Below are 13,177 nucleotides of genomic sequence, written 5' to 3'. Positions count from 1 at the left end.
GCTGCCAAGGTAGACCGCTGCGCCTGCGGCCGGTATCCCAGAAATCTGGGTTGCTTGCCTTTGCGGTGATGATCCTGCGGTTGGAGACCGGTGCGGGAGCATACTGGGGACATGACCAAGGGCTGGGCTGAAGATCGAAGCCTGGAGCGCATCCGGCTCCTTGCAGGCTCGGACCTGGACCACAAGGTTCTGCGCGGAGCAGTGCTCGCCGAACTTGGCAGGATGCTGGCCTTCGATGCCTTTGTGTGGCCCCTCTGCGATCCACGGACGGCTGTCGGGATGGCGCCGCGGGCCAGGATTCCCTGCCCGCAGGAGCTGCCGCGCCTTATCCGCCTCAAGTACCTTTCCGGACCGGGTCGGTGGACCTCCCTGATGCATGCTTCGCCTCCGGCAACCACCCTTATGCGGGCGGCACAAGGAGACCCTTCACGCAGCCCCGTCTGGAATGGATTACTGCAGCGCTACGGCGTCCGCGACGTGCTGTCAGCCGTGTTCGCGGACAAATACGGTTGCTGGGCATGGCTCGATCTGTGGCGGACAGGCGCGTCGGGCCGTGTCACCGGCGCTTTTTCCGACCACGAGATTGCCTATCTGGGCCGGGTCGCAGAGGCAGTAACGCCGGCGCTGCGCGGCGCAGCTGCCAGGGAGTTCCGCAATTTGCCGGCACCCGGACCGAATTCGGAGCCTGCAGCCGTGCGGCCGGACCTTCCAGAGCAGGCCGTCCTGACCCTGGACGAAGAACTGGCGATAGCAGGCCAAACCGCATCCGTGGACGAATGGCTGCAGTTGCTGCAGCCCGGACCGTTCCCGCATCAGCACGTTCCTGCTGAAGTACTGAACGTGGCTGCCCAACTGATGGCCAGGGAGGCCGGCGTTGATACCCACCTTGCGGAGTGCCGGGTCCATGTCGGGGCGGGACACTGGGCGTCCCTCCGGGCCAGTCGCATGGCGTCCGGGATGCCTGGTTCGACCCCACCTCTCGCAGTGACCATCCAGGCCTGTTCCGCTCCTGAACGGCTCGACCTCTTTGCCCGGGCATTTGGCCTCACGCCCCGGCAAGGGGAACTTCTTCGGCTGGCCGCGGCAGGGGTGGACACGGCGGCCATGGCCGAGGCCCATAACGTGACGGTGTACACGGTGCAGGACCAGTTCAAGCAAATCTTCCAGACCTGCGGAGTCCACAGCCGAGCAGCCCTGCTTGCCATGGCCTTGGGGACTCGTGCCAGGACGCAATAGCCGGGTGCTTCTCCCAATGGCACCGGCCCTCCACGCACTTCAAACCAAAGCTGTGACTCCCCACCGGACTCCGCGCGGCAACTCCGGTCTTAACCTGCTGCTGCCAAGGCCTTTACGTCAGCAGCAGGCGCCAGTCCGTCTGGGGGTCGGGCGGCAGGACAAAGGGCTTTGCATAAAAATCGTCCCAGAGCGGGTCTGCGGGGCAGAGGTCATCCGGGTCGAGCAAGTTGCCGCCGGGTGGTTCTTCGGGGGGCGGATTGATGTCAAGGGACAGTGCACCATGAGGCCAGTGGGTTGGTTTGGGGTCGTGTTGTTCGGGGTTGTAGTGGCGGCCGGTGGGTGAGGTCCAGCCGGGTGGTTCGTTGGTGGTGGCGGGGGTGGGGGTCCAGCCGCTGTGGTGTTTGAGCCGGTGGTGCTTGGGGCAGAGTTGTCCCAGGTTGGAAGCGCCGGTTTTACCGCCGTTGTGCCAGGCGGTGAGGTGGTCTGTGTCGTTGTCCAGTGATCGGTTGGTGCAGCCGGGGAAGGTGCATTTGCCGTCGCGCATCCTGATCCAGCGTTTGATTGTGTCGGGGAGCCGGTAGCTTCTGCGGCCGATTTCCAGGGGTGCGCCGTCGCGGGGGTCGACGAGGACGCGGTAGAAGGAGTCCGCCCCGTCCGCGACCAGCCGCCGTGCCATGGAGGCGGGGATCGGTCCGTGGCCGTCGAGTTCGGCGGGTTCGTCGGTGAGGCCGAGGAGGGAGAGCACCGGAACCATCACCAGGACGTCGGCCCGGGGTGTGGGGATCTTGCCGGGGTCTGTGTTGTCCGAGTGGGGAGAGCTTCCGGCGCCGAGGAGCAGGCTGGCGGCGATGTCGGGGCGGAGTTGGGTGAGGGTGCGTGGTTCGTCGGGTCCTTGGAGGCCGCGGGCGGTGGCGGTGGTGCGGTTCCAGATCGCGGAGGCGGTGTCGCCGGGGAGGTAGAGCGTCACGCGGGCCATGCCGTCCCGGTCGGGCCGGTATTCCATCCGCCGGTCCGCGATCCCTTTGGTGTGCCGCTTCTCCAAAGACTCGGGGTGGTGGCGTTCGCGCCAGGCGCGGGCCTTGGCCCGGAACCGGGACGGGACGAGTTTCCCGGGGGCGGCGCCGCGGGCAGGGTTCGGGGCGTGGGGGTCGAAGAAGTGCGCCACCAAAGAGGCCGCCCCGGCAGGGCTGAGGCCCTCGGCTTCATCCACGACGACCTTCGCGTGCTGCCACGACACCGCCCCGGCGGCCAGCGCGTTCATGACCGGCGGCAGCGAACAGACCTGCTGCGACTCGTGGACGAAAGCCCCGGCGGCCCCGGAACTGATGGTCAGGACCCCGGCGATCTCCTCCACCGCGGACATCTCCGCGTAGGTGCGTTCCGGCACGGACGCGTCCGGCGGCGTCATGGCCTGCTGAATCCGGATGCAGTCAGCCGCGTCCTGCGCTTTAGCGGCGGCAATCATTGACTCCAGCTTCGAATACCCGGCCAGCCGCTCCAGCCGGATCCCGTACTGCCGCTGCAACACATCCACCCCAGCGCCGGCACCGTCACCGGCACCGCCAGGGGAAGCAAGCGCAGCCTCCTCCAGGAACAGCGCGTCAAGGGCAGCAACAGAGGCATGAACACCCTCCATCCCCGCCCCTGAACCGCTCACTGCGCCGCTGCTGATTCCCATACGAACATCATCCAACGAGGCACTGACATTCAAAGCGGGGCGGCTCCCCGAGGCAGGAAAGTCCTACCCGCCGGCGAACGGAGGCAGCACATCCACCACGTCGTCGGCACCCAGCACGGTCGCGTGATCGCGGACGGCCACTTCATTCAACAGGAAGCTGCTGCGGGCGAGGATCCTCGCCAGGGGCGGGGTGCCGGCCGGCGGCTCCGGCCGCTCCACGGCAAGTACTGCCTCTAGGAGGTCGGCCACGGTGGCCCCTTCGGGCAGGTCGAACTTCTCTTCCTCGAAACCGGCGGCAGCGCGTGCGGCAGCGAAGTAACGTACTTGCATTGTCTTGTCAGCCCCCGATGGCGCTCATGCTGCGGTCCGGCTGGACGAAGTCCGGAGCGTCAAGGCCCACGTGGTCCATGCCGTGGGCTTTTGGTTTGATCCACATGGCATCCTGCCACCGCCGGGCCAGTTCGTCGTCCCCGGCCCCTGAACGCAGCAGGCCCAGCAGGTCGAATTCCTCCCGGGAAAACAGGCAGCTCATGATCTTGCCCTCGGCAGTGATCCTGGTGCGGCGGCAGTCCGAGCAAAACGGCTCGGTGACTGAGGCAATAATCCCCACGGTTCCCAGCACGGGACCGTCCGGCTCCGCAGAACCCGCCGCCCGCCGTCGTACTTCAAAACGTTCCGCGGGTGCGCCGTCACGGGCCCGGCGGTCGGGACTCAGGACGAAGTCGCGGGAGAGCAGTTCGCGGATCTCGGCCGCGGTGATCATGTTCCGGCGGGTCCAGCCGTGGTCGGCATCCAGCGGCATCTGTTCGATGAAGCGGAGTTCGTAGCCGCGTTCCAGGGCCCATGCCAGCAGCTGCGGCGACTCGGCGTCGTTGATGCCGCGCATCAGCACCGCATTGAGCTTCACGGGGCCCAGCCCTGCTGCCCATGCGGCGTCCACGCCGGCCAGGACCTGGTCCAGGAAGGGCCGCCGGGTCAGTTTGGTGAACGTTTCCTCGTGCAGGGAGTCCAGCGACACGTTGATCCGGGTCAGGCCGGCCGCCTTGAGCGCCGCGGCCTTCTTGGCCAAACCAACCCCGTTGGTGGTCATCGAAATCGGCAGGTCCGGGTGGTTCCGGCGCAGGGCGGCGATGATATCCACCAGGTCGTGCCTGACCAGCGGCTCGCCGCCGGTGAGCCGGAGTTCACGGACCCCCAACTGCTCCACGCCGACACGGACAATCCGCACGATTTCCTCCGCCGACATGACGGCCTGCTTTGCGAGCCACTCAAGGCCCTCCGCGGGCATGCAGTACGTGCAGCGGAGATTGCATTTGTCCGTCAGCGACAGCCGCATGTCCGTGGCGCGGCGGCCGTACCGGTCCGTCAGTCCGGCAGGCGCGTCCGCAGGCCGGCTGGGGGGAACGGCGGGCAGCGTCGGCGCTGCCTCCTGCCTTGGCTGCGGCATGCCTAGCTGGACACTCATGAATTCAGGCTACGCCACGATGAGCCACGCATCACAGCCGTGACCCTTCCGAGTCGCCGGCGGACCGCTGGGAAAGGGACGGCGCATGGGACTGCCGGCCAACTAAGCTGGAGGTGGAGTCCCCGGCCAGCGCAACGCACGACGGCGGAGCGGGCCTTGGGGAGCGAACGGACAGTCGCATGCGGCAAGAGGCAGCGCCAACGAGGCATGGGGGCCTTGCAGCCGCCGCCGGCATCGCGGCCATTGCCGGCGGCGTGGTAGCAGGGGAGCTGCTGGCCGGTTTTGCCAGCCCCTCACTGTCACCACTGACAGCCGTTGGCGGTGCCGTCATCGACGCCGTCCCGCCGGGCCTCAAGGACTGGGCCATTTCGCTTTTCGGCACTGCTGACAAGGCAGCGCTCCTGGCCGGCATGGCGCTGGTCATCGCCGCGCTCGCCGGGCTGGCCGGCATGCTGGAGGATCGCCGCCGGTTTGCCGGTGTGGCACTGTCAGGGCTGTTCGGCCTCGCCGGTGCTGCCGCCGTTCTGACCCGCGCCCAGGCAACCCCGGCCGCCTTGACGCTCCCGGTGGTGGCCGCGCTCGTCGCCGCCTTCCTGCTGCGGTTCCTGATCCGTAACCTGCAGGCGCGCGAGGCGGAGCCCGTCCCAGGGAGCCAGCCGCGCCGCAGCTTCCTGCGGGCCCTTGCCGTTACGGGGGCTGCTGCCGCGGTGGGAGGAACGCTTGCGGGAATCTGGCGGGGTGCGGCGGTGGCCGTCAGCGAAGCCAGGGCCCGCCTCCGCCTGCCCGCGGCCGCGTCACCGGCGCCGGACATCCCAACAGGTGCAGAAGCGGGCGTACCCGGAACGCAGCCACTGGTCACCCCGAACCGGGATTTCTACCGGATCGACACAGCCTTGTCCGTTCCCTCGGTCAACCCGGACCAATGGACACTGAAAGTGACCGGAATGGTGGACCGGGAGGTGGAACTGAACCTCGCCGAACTCCTGGCCAAACCACTGGTGGAGCGGCACATCACCATCGCCTGCGTCTCCAACGCGGTGGGCGGGGATTTGATCGGGAACGCCCGCTGGCTGGGCTGGCCGGTCCGCGAACTGCTCGCCCAGGCCCGTCCACGCCAGGGGGCGGACATGGTGCTCTCCCGCAGCGCCGATGGCTGGACCGCCGGCACACCGCTGGACGTCCTGACGGACGAAGGCCGCGACGCCCTGCTCGCCGTCGGCATGAACGGGGAACCGCTGCCGCTTGAGCACGGGTTCCCCGTCCGCCTGGTGGTCCCGGGCTTGTACGGGTACGTGTCGGCCACCAAATGGGTCACGGAACTCAAGGTCACCAGGTTCGCCGACGACGCAGGTTACTGGACTCCCCGCGGCTGGTCCGAGCGCGGCCCCATCAAGACCTCGTCGCGGATCGATGTGCCCCGCAGCGGACGCCCGGTCAGCGCCGGAACCGTTGTCTTCGCCGGCGTAGCCTGGGCACAGCACACCGGCATAGGGAAAGTGGAACTGCGGATCAATCGGGGGACGTGGCGCGAGGCGGAACTGGCCCCCGGCATTTCAGATGACACTTGGTACCAGTGGAAGCTCGGCGCAGACCTCACCCCGGGGGAGTACGAGGTGCAGGTCCGGGCTACCGACCTGCGGGGCAACGTCCAGGATGAAACGCAACGGCCGCCGGCCCCTGACGGGGCCACTGGATTCCACACGGTTAGAGTGGACGTGAAATCCTGAAGGCCGCGACCGAAGGCGTACCATGACCAGCCACCCCCAGCACGGCCATGCCCGGCCCGCAGCAGGGCATGCACGCTCCGTTGCCGATCATGCCGCCGCCGTCGTGGAACTCCTCCACGAGGTCCGGGCTGCGGACCGCGCCGAAACACTTCCGCTGAACCAGGCATTGGGCCGCGGCCTGGTGCGGGACATCGCCGCCCCGGTCAGCCTGCCGCCCTTCGCCAACTCCCAGATGGACGGTTATGCCGTCCGTTCCGGGGACATCCCCGACGGCGGCACGGACCTTCGCATCATGCCCCCAGTTCCTGCCGGGTCGCGTCCGCGGCCGCTGGAGCCCGGGACGGCCGCTCCCATCATGACCGGTGCCATGATCCCGGCGGGGGCCGACGCCGTCGTACCCATTGAACGCGCCGTACCGGACCACTTCCTGGACGTACGGGACGGAGCCACCGTGCAGCTGCCCGCCGTGCAGGCCGGAACCTACGTGCGCGCCGCTGGCAGCGACATCACCGTGGGGGAGCGGGCGCTGGCCGCCGGGACGTTCCTGGGCCCGGCACAGCTGGGGCTGCTCGCCGCGCTCGGCATCCCGGACGTCGAGGTCTACAAGCCCGTTGCCGTCCTGCTCGTGGCCACCGGGGACGAGGTGGTGGAACCTGGACAGGTGTTGGAGCCAGGGAAGATCTACGACGCCAACGGTACCCTCCTGGAAGCGGCCATGCGGCAGGCGGGGCTGGCCGTCAAGCGCGCCGGGATCTCCACCGACAATCCGGATGATCTGCGGAACCTGCTGCGTTCCAAAGGCCAGGGAGTCGACCTGATCGTCACGACGGGCGGGGTCAGCAAAGGGGCGTACGAGGTGGTCCGCCAGGCGATGGCGGAACAGCCCGTGGAGTTCCTGCACGTGGCCATGCAGCCGGGCGGACCGCAGGGGATTGGAAGGTTTGACGGCATCCCTTTCCTAGGCTTTCCCGGCAACCCGGTCAGCTGCCTGGTGTCCTTCGAAATGTTCCTCCGCCCGGCCCTGGCCACACTGTTGGGGGCACCGGCGCCCAGGCTGCCGCTCCCCGCCCGCCTGGGCCAGGCGCTCACCTCGCCAGGGCGGAAGCACCAGGTCCGCCGCGGCAACCTGCACGCGGACGGCACGGTTCACCTGGAGGGCGGCGAAAGCTCGCACCTGATGCACGCGCTCGCAGGATCGAACGTCCTGGTCCACGTCCCCGAAGGCGTCCCGGCGCTCGACGCAGGGGATGAGGTGGAAGTATGGATGCTGTGAAATCAGAACAGACACCGGCTGCCTTGACGCATCTGCGCCAAGACGGCAGCGCCCAGATGGTGGACGTCTCCGCCAAGGCAGAGACCACGCGCGAGGCCACCGCCACCGCCACCGTCCACACCACCGCCGAGGTGATGGAACTCCTTGGTACCGGCGGCCTTCCGAAGGGTGATGCCTTGGCGGTTGCCCGCGTAGCCGGCATCATGGCCGCCAAGAAGACCCCGGAACTGATCCCGCTCTGCCACCCGTTGCCCATCTCCAAGGTCACCGTGGACTTTGACCTCGGCCCGTCCGCGGTCACCATCATGGCCAGCGTCAAGACGCGCGGCGTCACCGGCGTTGAGATGGAGGCCCTGACCGCCGCATCGGTGGCGGCCCTGAGCGTCTATGACATGATCAAGGCCGTGGACAAGCACGCGGTCCTGACGGACATTAAGGTGCTGGCCAAGAGCGGCGGCAAGAGCGGGGACTGGGCGCTGTGACCAACCCTGGAATCCTTGATGTCCCGGAACCGCACCGGCACGGCGATGTGCAGGGGCGCAAGGCCGGCATTGTGATCGCCTCCACCCGCGCCGCGGCGGGGATCTACGACGACGAGACCGGCCCCGTCATCGCCGACTGGCTGGCCGAGCACGGCTTCGACGTCTTCCCGCCCATGGTGGTCCCCGACGGGGAGCCCGTGGCAGGCGCCATCCGGGCGCTCCTGACCCAGCGACCCGCCGTCGTCATCACCAGTGGCGGTACGGGCCTGAGCCCGGATGATCGGACCCCGGACGTCACCCTTCCCTTCCTCGACCGGGAAATCCCGGGGATCATGGAAGCCATCCGGCGCGCCGGCGCCGCCAAGACCCCCCTGGCCGCACTCAGCCGGGGCTATGCGGGCGCAGCCGGACAAACCTTTATAGTGAATCTGCCCGGTTCACCGAAAGGGGTCATGGACGGGCTGACCGTCCTGGACCCGGTGATCGGGCACCTCTGCGACCAGCTGGAAGGCGGACATGGGCACTGAAGCAGCATTCGAGGTGGTATCCGCCGTCCTGAGCGCGGAGCCCATCTCCGTTGACCAGGCGATCGCCGCCGTGGAGAGCGACACCGCAGGCGCGGTGGTCAGCTTCAGCGGTGTGGTCCGCAACCACGACGGCGGTAAGGCCGTCGAGCGCCTTAGTTACAGTGCGCACCCCACGGCACACCAGGTGATGTCCGACGTCGTCGCGCGCCTTGTTGCCGAACAGAACGAGGCCGGGCGCAACGGCGGGGATGCCGTGCAGCAGCCGGTCCGGATCTGGGCGGCGCACAGGATCGGGATGCTGGAGATCGGTGACCCCGCGCTCGTGTGCGCTGTTTCCGCCGCCCACCGGGGACAGGCTTTCGCTGTCTGCTCCGAGCTGGTGGACCGGATCAAGGAGCAGGTCCCCATTTGGAAGGAGCAGTTCTTCTCCGACGGGACCGTGGAATGGGTCGGCGCGGGCGGCTGACCGCTGGCTTCAAGTCCCTAATATCCTGGACTGAAACGCCGCTTCCTGCGAGGTAACGCACACGGCCCGGTTCCTGCACGGGGCGGCCTCGCCGGTAGGCTTAACGGCATGACCGAACAACACTCCGCACCCAAACTGGTGGCCGTCCTGGGCGCCAACGGACGCATGGGCGCCGAGGCCGTCAAGGCCGTCGACGCCGCGCCCGACATGAAGCTCGTCGCAGCCCTGGGTCGGGGTGACTCGCTGGACCAAGTGGCCTCTGCCGGCGCCCAGTACGTGGTGGACCTGACCGTCCCCGAAAGCACCGAAGCGAACGTCCGCTTCGCCGTCGAGCACGGCATCCACGCCGTGGTGGGCACCACCGGCTGGGACGCCGGCCGGCTGTCCGCGCTCGAATCGCTGCTGGCGCAGCACCCGCAGACGGGGGTGCTGATCGCCCCCAACTTCGCCCTGGGCTCGGTGTTGGCCTCGGCCTTCGCTGCCAAGGCATCCAAGTACTTCGAGTCCGTGGAGATCATCGAACTGCACCATCCGGACAAGGTGGACGCCCCCTCCGGCACCGCCGTGCGCACTGCCCAACTCATTGCGGCTGAGCGGGCTGCGGCCGACGTACCGCCCAGCCCCGACGCCACCACCAGCGAAATCGCCGGAGCCCGCGGCTGCGAGGTGGACGGCGTGCGCGTCCACAGCGTACGGCTCCGCGGCCTCGTGGCCCACCAGGAAGTCCTGCTGGGTGGTCCAGGGGAACAGCTGACCCTGCGCCACGATTCCTTTGACCGCGCCTCCTTCATGCCCGGCGTGCTCCTGGGGGTGCGCAACGTCGCGGCACATCCCGGGCTGACCGTCGGCCTCGACGGCTACCTGGACCTGGGGCTCTAGGCCGTGGACGCGCTCCTCTCCGGTTTCCGGAGGAACCGCACCAAGATCTGGGTGGGCGCGGTGACGCTGCTGCTGGTCTTCTACCTGGTGGTGTCCTTCCAGCGCTCGGTCCTGCTGCTGGGTGACAGCAACCTGACGGCCAAGGCCATCGGCGCCGCCTACCTGGTGTTGCCTGTTATTGGTGCGTGGGCCCTGATCCGCGAGCTGCTGTTTGGCGCCCGGACCGAACAGATGGCCAAGGTCCTCGAGGCCGAAGGTGGGCTGCCCGTGGACGAACTGCCGCGCACGCCCGGTGGCCGTATCGTCCGGGCTGCGGCGGATGCGGAATTCGAAAAGTACCGTGCCGAAGCCGAGGCCGCCCCGGATGACTGGCGGTCCTGGTTCCGGTTGAGCTGCGCCTATGACGCTGCCGGTGACCGCAAGCGGGCCCGCGCGTCCATGCGCGACGCCGTCCGGCTCTTCACCACGGCGTCCCAGCTGTAACCTGCCCGGCCGCCTGGTGGCCCGCGGGGTTCTGTCGTTGCCTAGTGCATGGCCCTGAGCCCGCCACGGCCCAGGCGGTTCGCGGCATGGCCCGCCCATTCCAAGGGGCCTCGCCACGACAACCGGGCAAATACCACGCCGAGAAGGATCGCAGCGGCCGCCTGGGCAAAGTACATTCCGTCCTCCGTCCAGCCGGCAGGCAGTGGTTTCAGGTAGAAGCCCGAGATTACCCAGACATGGACGGTGTACAAGGTCAGTGTCATTGCTCCGGCGCCCCGCAGCGGCAGCAGCAGGTCCAGGTCCACCCAATCCGCAAGCCGTTCCAGGAGCAGGCAAACACCGATGACGGTTGCTGCCACGGCCGAGGTATGCAGGAGGTCAAGGGAGGTGCCCGAGTGCGGTGCCGCCGAAGCCAGCCACCACCACGACCCTTCCTGCGATAACCCTGTCAGGTTCACCTGCAGCACGCTGTCCAGCGGGTAGCCCGGTGAGTTGAGGACCTTCTCCAGCGCCTCGCGGCCGCCCCAGCTCTCCATCGCGGCGACCCCCAGGGCCTTGGACGCTATCGCCACCACTGTCCCGGCCACGAGCAGGAAGACCGGTACCAGCGCCTTGGTGAGCGCCAGCCGGCCGATGACCAGTCCCACCAGCAAATAGGACAGCCACTGGAGCACCGGGTAGTAGCCCGTGAGGAAGAGATCTGCCAGCAGCTGCGAGGGGACGGACAAGTCTTCCCATGACGGATTATGGCCGAGTTTCAGCGGCGGTTCGGAAGCAAGGAGCCATGGACGCAGCAGGTATGCCAGCACCGGCGACGCCAGGATCCAGCCCGCAGCCCAAAGACACAGGCGCTTCACGCCCATCCCCAGGAACGGAAGGATGCACAGGAACAACACCGCGTAGTGGACCAGGATGATGGCCACATTGACTTCCAGCGCCCCCAAGGAAAGTCCGACGGCGGCGATCACCAGGGCACGCAGCGCCACGCCGCGGCGTGCGGCGGACAGCTCCCTGCCCTCCGCCGGCTCCTGCTTCCCCGTGGACAGCGCCAGTCCCACGCCGGCCAGCACCGCGAACAGGGCGGCCGAACGGCCGGAAAAGACGAGACCCACCCACGTTGGAGTGAGGCTGGGGTTGGACTCGAATGTGGGCAGCAGGTGCGTGGCCATCATGCCCAGCAAGGCGAGGCCCCGGGCAGCGTCGATGCCTCGAAGGCGGCCCGGTTTCTGCCGGCCTGGGGTCTTCCGGGACCTGGTGGCCGGGATGCGGGACGTCATGAGCAGATCGTCTCACACCGTCCTCCCGGCCCGCTGTCAAGCGGAGCGGGGGGAGCGGTCGGAGCCGCCGGAGCAGTGGGCCGGGGCAGTGGGCCGGGGCATTGGGGCTCGGCGCGCAATCCCTTGTATTCGAATATATGTTCGAATACCATGGCATCATGTCCACGCCATCGCCCGAAGCCCCGATGCAACCCGACAAGCGGCGCCCGGGAGGTTATCCTCCTGGCGGTCCTGAAAAATGCGGCCTTCCGTCCGGCCCTCCCTCCGCCGGGGCAGTCGGAGCAGCGGCGGCCCTAAACCGCGGGAGCGGCGCAGGGCTCGGCGCTCCGGACAGCGCCCGGGACGGTGGTCTGCTCAGGGCCATGAGCCCGGGAGTGGTGGACTACCTGTTCCGGCAGCTCGTGGCCGGGCGGGCGGCGGCGGACGTCCAGTGGGAAAACGAAGGCATCAGCCTCGATGCACAGCCTGAGGGAGCCGAGCTGGCCCGCCGCCTGTCGGAGACGGATATCGAAGCCTTGACCCCCACGGAGCTGTTCCACTACGTCAGGGCAGCGCAGCGGCTCGTGTCCTGGGCTGAAGACCTGCGGCAGGCTGCCGTCGGCCGGTACTGCCATTCCGGGGCCGAACCGCGGACGGAAGGCCCCTAGAGCAGGCGTTGCCCCGCCCCTCGAGCACGGCCGCGCCGGTGGCCGGAAGAACCGTATTTGACGCTCGTCACGCCCGTGGCATTGTCCTAACCAGCGGGAGACAGGGTAACGTTTTTTCCATGGCTGACTCTTCCGCGCACATCCCTGCCCTCGGTACCCTCCTGACCGCCATGGTCACGCCGTTCACCAAGGACGGCGCAGTGGATTACGACCAGGCGGCAGCGCTGGCCACCAAGCTGGTCGACGACGGCTGCGACGGCCTGGTGGTCACCGGCACCACCGGCGAAACGTCCACCCTCACGGACGAAGAGAACCTCGGCATGTTCCGCGCGGTCAAGGACGCCGTCGGCGGACGTGCCGCCATTATCGCCGGCACCGGCACCAACGACACCGCGCACTCGGTCCACCTGTCCCGGCAGGCCGCAGCCCTCGGCGTCGACGGCCTCCTCCTGGTGACCCCTTACTACAACAAGCCCAGCCAGGCCGGCGTCCGCGCCCACTTCGAGACCATCGCCTCCGCCGTGGACGTTCCCGTCATGCTGTACGACATCCCCGGCCGGTCCTCCATTCCGATCGAACCCGACACCCTGATCCGGCTGGCCCAGCACCCCAACATCGTTGCCGTCAAGGACGCCAAGGCCGACCTCACCGCCGCCACCCGCGTCATGGCCGAAACCGACCTCCTCTTCTACTCGGGAGACGACGGACTCACCCTGCCCTGGATGGCGCTGGGCGCCGTCGGCCTGGTGGGCGTGACCACGCACGTGGCCACCCGCCGCTTCCGCGAACTCATCGACGCCGTTAACGCCAACGACCTCGGCACCGCCCGGAAGATCAACTTCGAGCTCCAGCCGGTGGTCCGCGCAACCATGACCCGGGTCCAGGGTGCCGTGGCGGCCAAGCAGATTCTTAAATGGCAGGGAGTCCTGCCCAACTCGATTGTCCGTTTGCCCCTCGTGGAGCCGGACGAAACCGAGATCGAAACCATCCGCGGGGATTTGGCGGAGGCGGGGCTGGTCTTCTCCTGAGGCTAAGAC

Annotated in this window: 14 protein-coding genes; 10 read left to right on the top strand and 4 right to left on the bottom strand. The window is 68.2% G+C overall.

The window, feature by feature from the left end; translation table 11 throughout:
- Window positions 1–111: 111 nt before the first annotated feature.
- The gene (locus AC3IMC_RS09190) at window positions 112–1,236 is read left to right on the top strand and encodes a helix-turn-helix transcriptional regulator (protein WP_490918199.1); all 1,125 of its coding nucleotides are present in this window, start codon (window positions 112–114) and stop codon (window positions 1,234–1,236) included.
- Window positions 1,237–1,348: 112 nt separating this feature from the next.
- Here AC3IMC_RS09190 and AC3IMC_RS09185 read toward each other — a convergent pair whose 3' ends face one another.
- The 3 genes from AC3IMC_RS09185 to moaA form a co-directional block, all read right to left on the bottom strand.
- The gene (locus AC3IMC_RS09185; protein ID WP_490918197.1) at window positions 1,349–2,914 is read right to left on the bottom strand and encodes an HNH endonuclease signature motif containing protein; all 1,566 of its coding nucleotides are present in this window, start codon (window positions 2,912–2,914) and stop codon (window positions 1,349–1,351) included.
- A gap of 63 nt (window positions 2,915–2,977) precedes the next feature.
- On the bottom strand, window positions 2,978–3,244 hold the full coding sequence (locus AC3IMC_RS09180) for a MoaD/ThiS family protein (protein WP_490918195.1): 267 nt from the start codon (window positions 3,242–3,244) through the stop codon (window positions 2,978–2,980).
- 7 nt (window positions 3,245–3,251) lie between these two features.
- Window positions 3,252–4,379: a GTP 3',8-cyclase MoaA gene (moaA, locus tag AC3IMC_RS09175; RefSeq protein ID WP_473692901.1), complete on the bottom strand. Its 1,128-nt coding sequence runs from the start codon at window positions 4,377–4,379 to the stop codon at window positions 3,252–3,254.
- Window positions 4,380–4,558: 179 nt separating this feature from the next.
- On the opposite strand from moaA, the gene AC3IMC_RS09170 reads away from it, so the two are divergent.
- The 7 genes from AC3IMC_RS09170 (at window position 4,559) to AC3IMC_RS09140 (ending at window position 10,216) form a co-directional block, all read left to right on the top strand.
- Window positions 4,559–6,106, top strand: a complete 1,548-nt coding sequence (locus AC3IMC_RS09170) for a molybdopterin-dependent oxidoreductase (protein ID WP_490918194.1) — start codon at window positions 4,559–4,561, stop codon at window positions 6,104–6,106.
- Window positions 6,107–6,128: 22 nt separating this feature from the next.
- Entirely contained in the window at window positions 6,129–7,379 is a 1,251-nt protein-coding gene (locus AC3IMC_RS09165) for a molybdopterin molybdotransferase MoeA (RefSeq protein WP_490918193.1), read from the top strand.
- Window positions 7,367–7,861, top strand: a complete 495-nt coding sequence (moaC, locus tag AC3IMC_RS09160) for a cyclic pyranopterin monophosphate synthase MoaC (RefSeq protein WP_490918192.1) — start codon at window positions 7,367–7,369, stop codon at window positions 7,859–7,861. The genes AC3IMC_RS09165 and moaC overlap by 13 nt, the downstream gene beginning before the upstream one ends.
- A complete protein-coding gene (locus AC3IMC_RS09155) occupies window positions 7,858–8,388 on the top strand; it encodes a MogA/MoaB family molybdenum cofactor biosynthesis protein (protein WP_490918191.1) in 531 nt (176 codons plus the stop codon). Before moaC ends, AC3IMC_RS09155 begins: the two co-directional genes overlap by 4 nt.
- On the top strand, window positions 8,378–8,854 hold the full coding sequence (locus tag AC3IMC_RS09150) for a molybdenum cofactor biosynthesis protein MoaE (protein WP_490918190.1): 477 nt from the start codon (window positions 8,378–8,380) through the stop codon (window positions 8,852–8,854). The genes AC3IMC_RS09155 and AC3IMC_RS09150 overlap by 11 nt, the downstream gene beginning before the upstream one ends.
- A 108-nt stretch (window positions 8,855–8,962) precedes the next feature.
- Entirely contained in the window at window positions 8,963–9,733 is a 771-nt protein-coding gene (gene dapB, locus AC3IMC_RS09145) for a 4-hydroxy-tetrahydrodipicolinate reductase (protein ID WP_490918189.1), read from the top strand.
- Window positions 9,734–9,736: 3 nt separating this feature from the next.
- The gene (locus tag AC3IMC_RS09140; RefSeq protein ID WP_490918188.1) at window positions 9,737–10,216 is read left to right on the top strand and encodes a hypothetical protein; all 480 of its coding nucleotides are present in this window, start codon (window positions 9,737–9,739) and stop codon (window positions 10,214–10,216) included.
- A gap of 41 nt (window positions 10,217–10,257) precedes the next feature.
- Here AC3IMC_RS09140 and AC3IMC_RS09135 read toward each other — a convergent pair whose 3' ends face one another.
- Entirely contained in the window at window positions 10,258–11,493 is a 1,236-nt protein-coding gene (locus tag AC3IMC_RS09135) for a heparan-alpha-glucosaminide N-acetyltransferase domain-containing protein (protein ID WP_490918187.1), read from the bottom strand.
- Window positions 11,494–11,855: 362 nt separating this feature from the next.
- Here AC3IMC_RS09135 and AC3IMC_RS09130 point away from each other — a divergent pair, with 362 nt between their 5' ends.
- The gene (locus tag AC3IMC_RS09130) at window positions 11,856–12,140 is read left to right on the top strand and encodes a hypothetical protein (protein WP_490918186.1); all 285 of its coding nucleotides are present in this window, start codon (window positions 11,856–11,858) and stop codon (window positions 12,138–12,140) included.
- 119 nt (window positions 12,141–12,259) lie between these two features.
- Window positions 12,260–13,168, top strand: a complete 909-nt coding sequence (dapA, locus tag AC3IMC_RS09125) for a 4-hydroxy-tetrahydrodipicolinate synthase (RefSeq protein ID WP_490918185.1) — start codon at window positions 12,260–12,262, stop codon at window positions 13,166–13,168.
- The last annotated feature ends 9 nt before the right edge of the window (window positions 13,169–13,177 follow it).

The sequence above is a fragment of the Arthrobacter sp. E70 genome (genome assembly GCF_058266945.1).
The sequence above is the reverse complement of the archived record's forward strand: the minus strand, read 5'-3'. Positions and strand labels throughout refer to the sequence as shown.

Excerpts from the sequence above, each read along its gene's own strand:
- AC3IMC_RS09190 (WP_490918199.1), top strand. The coding sequence starts at position 112 with ATGACCAAGGGCTGGGCTGAAGATCGAAGCCTGGAGCGCATCCGGCTC.
- AC3IMC_RS09185 (WP_490918197.1), bottom strand. The coding sequence starts at position 2,914 with ATGGGAATCAGCAGCGGCGCAGTGAGCGGTTCAGGGGCGGGGATGGAG.
- AC3IMC_RS09180 (WP_490918195.1), bottom strand. The coding sequence starts at position 3,244 with ATGCAAGTACGTTACTTCGCTGCCGCACGCGCTGCCGCCGGTTTCGAG.
- moaA (WP_473692901.1), bottom strand. The coding sequence starts at position 4,379 with ATGAGTGTCCAGCTAGGCATGCCGCAGCCAAGGCAGGAGGCAGCGCCG.
- AC3IMC_RS09170 (WP_490918194.1), top strand. The coding sequence starts at position 4,559 with ATGCGGCAAGAGGCAGCGCCAACGAGGCATGGGGGCCTTGCAGCCGCC.
- AC3IMC_RS09165 (WP_490918193.1), top strand. The coding sequence starts at position 6,129 with ATGACCAGCCACCCCCAGCACGGCCATGCCCGGCCCGCAGCAGGGCAT.
- moaC (WP_490918192.1), top strand. The coding sequence starts at position 7,367 with ATGGATGCTGTGAAATCAGAACAGACACCGGCTGCCTTGACGCATCTG.
- AC3IMC_RS09150 (WP_490918190.1), top strand. The coding sequence starts at position 8,378 with ATGGGCACTGAAGCAGCATTCGAGGTGGTATCCGCCGTCCTGAGCGCG.
- dapB (WP_490918189.1), top strand. The coding sequence starts at position 8,963 with ATGACCGAACAACACTCCGCACCCAAACTGGTGGCCGTCCTGGGCGCC.
- AC3IMC_RS09135 (WP_490918187.1), bottom strand. The coding sequence starts at position 11,493 with ATGACGTCCCGCATCCCGGCCACCAGGTCCCGGAAGACCCCAGGCCGG.
- AC3IMC_RS09130 (WP_490918186.1), top strand. The coding sequence starts at position 11,856 with ATGAGCCCGGGAGTGGTGGACTACCTGTTCCGGCAGCTCGTGGCCGGG.
- dapA (WP_490918185.1), top strand. The coding sequence starts at position 12,260 with ATGGCTGACTCTTCCGCGCACATCCCTGCCCTCGGTACCCTCCTGACC.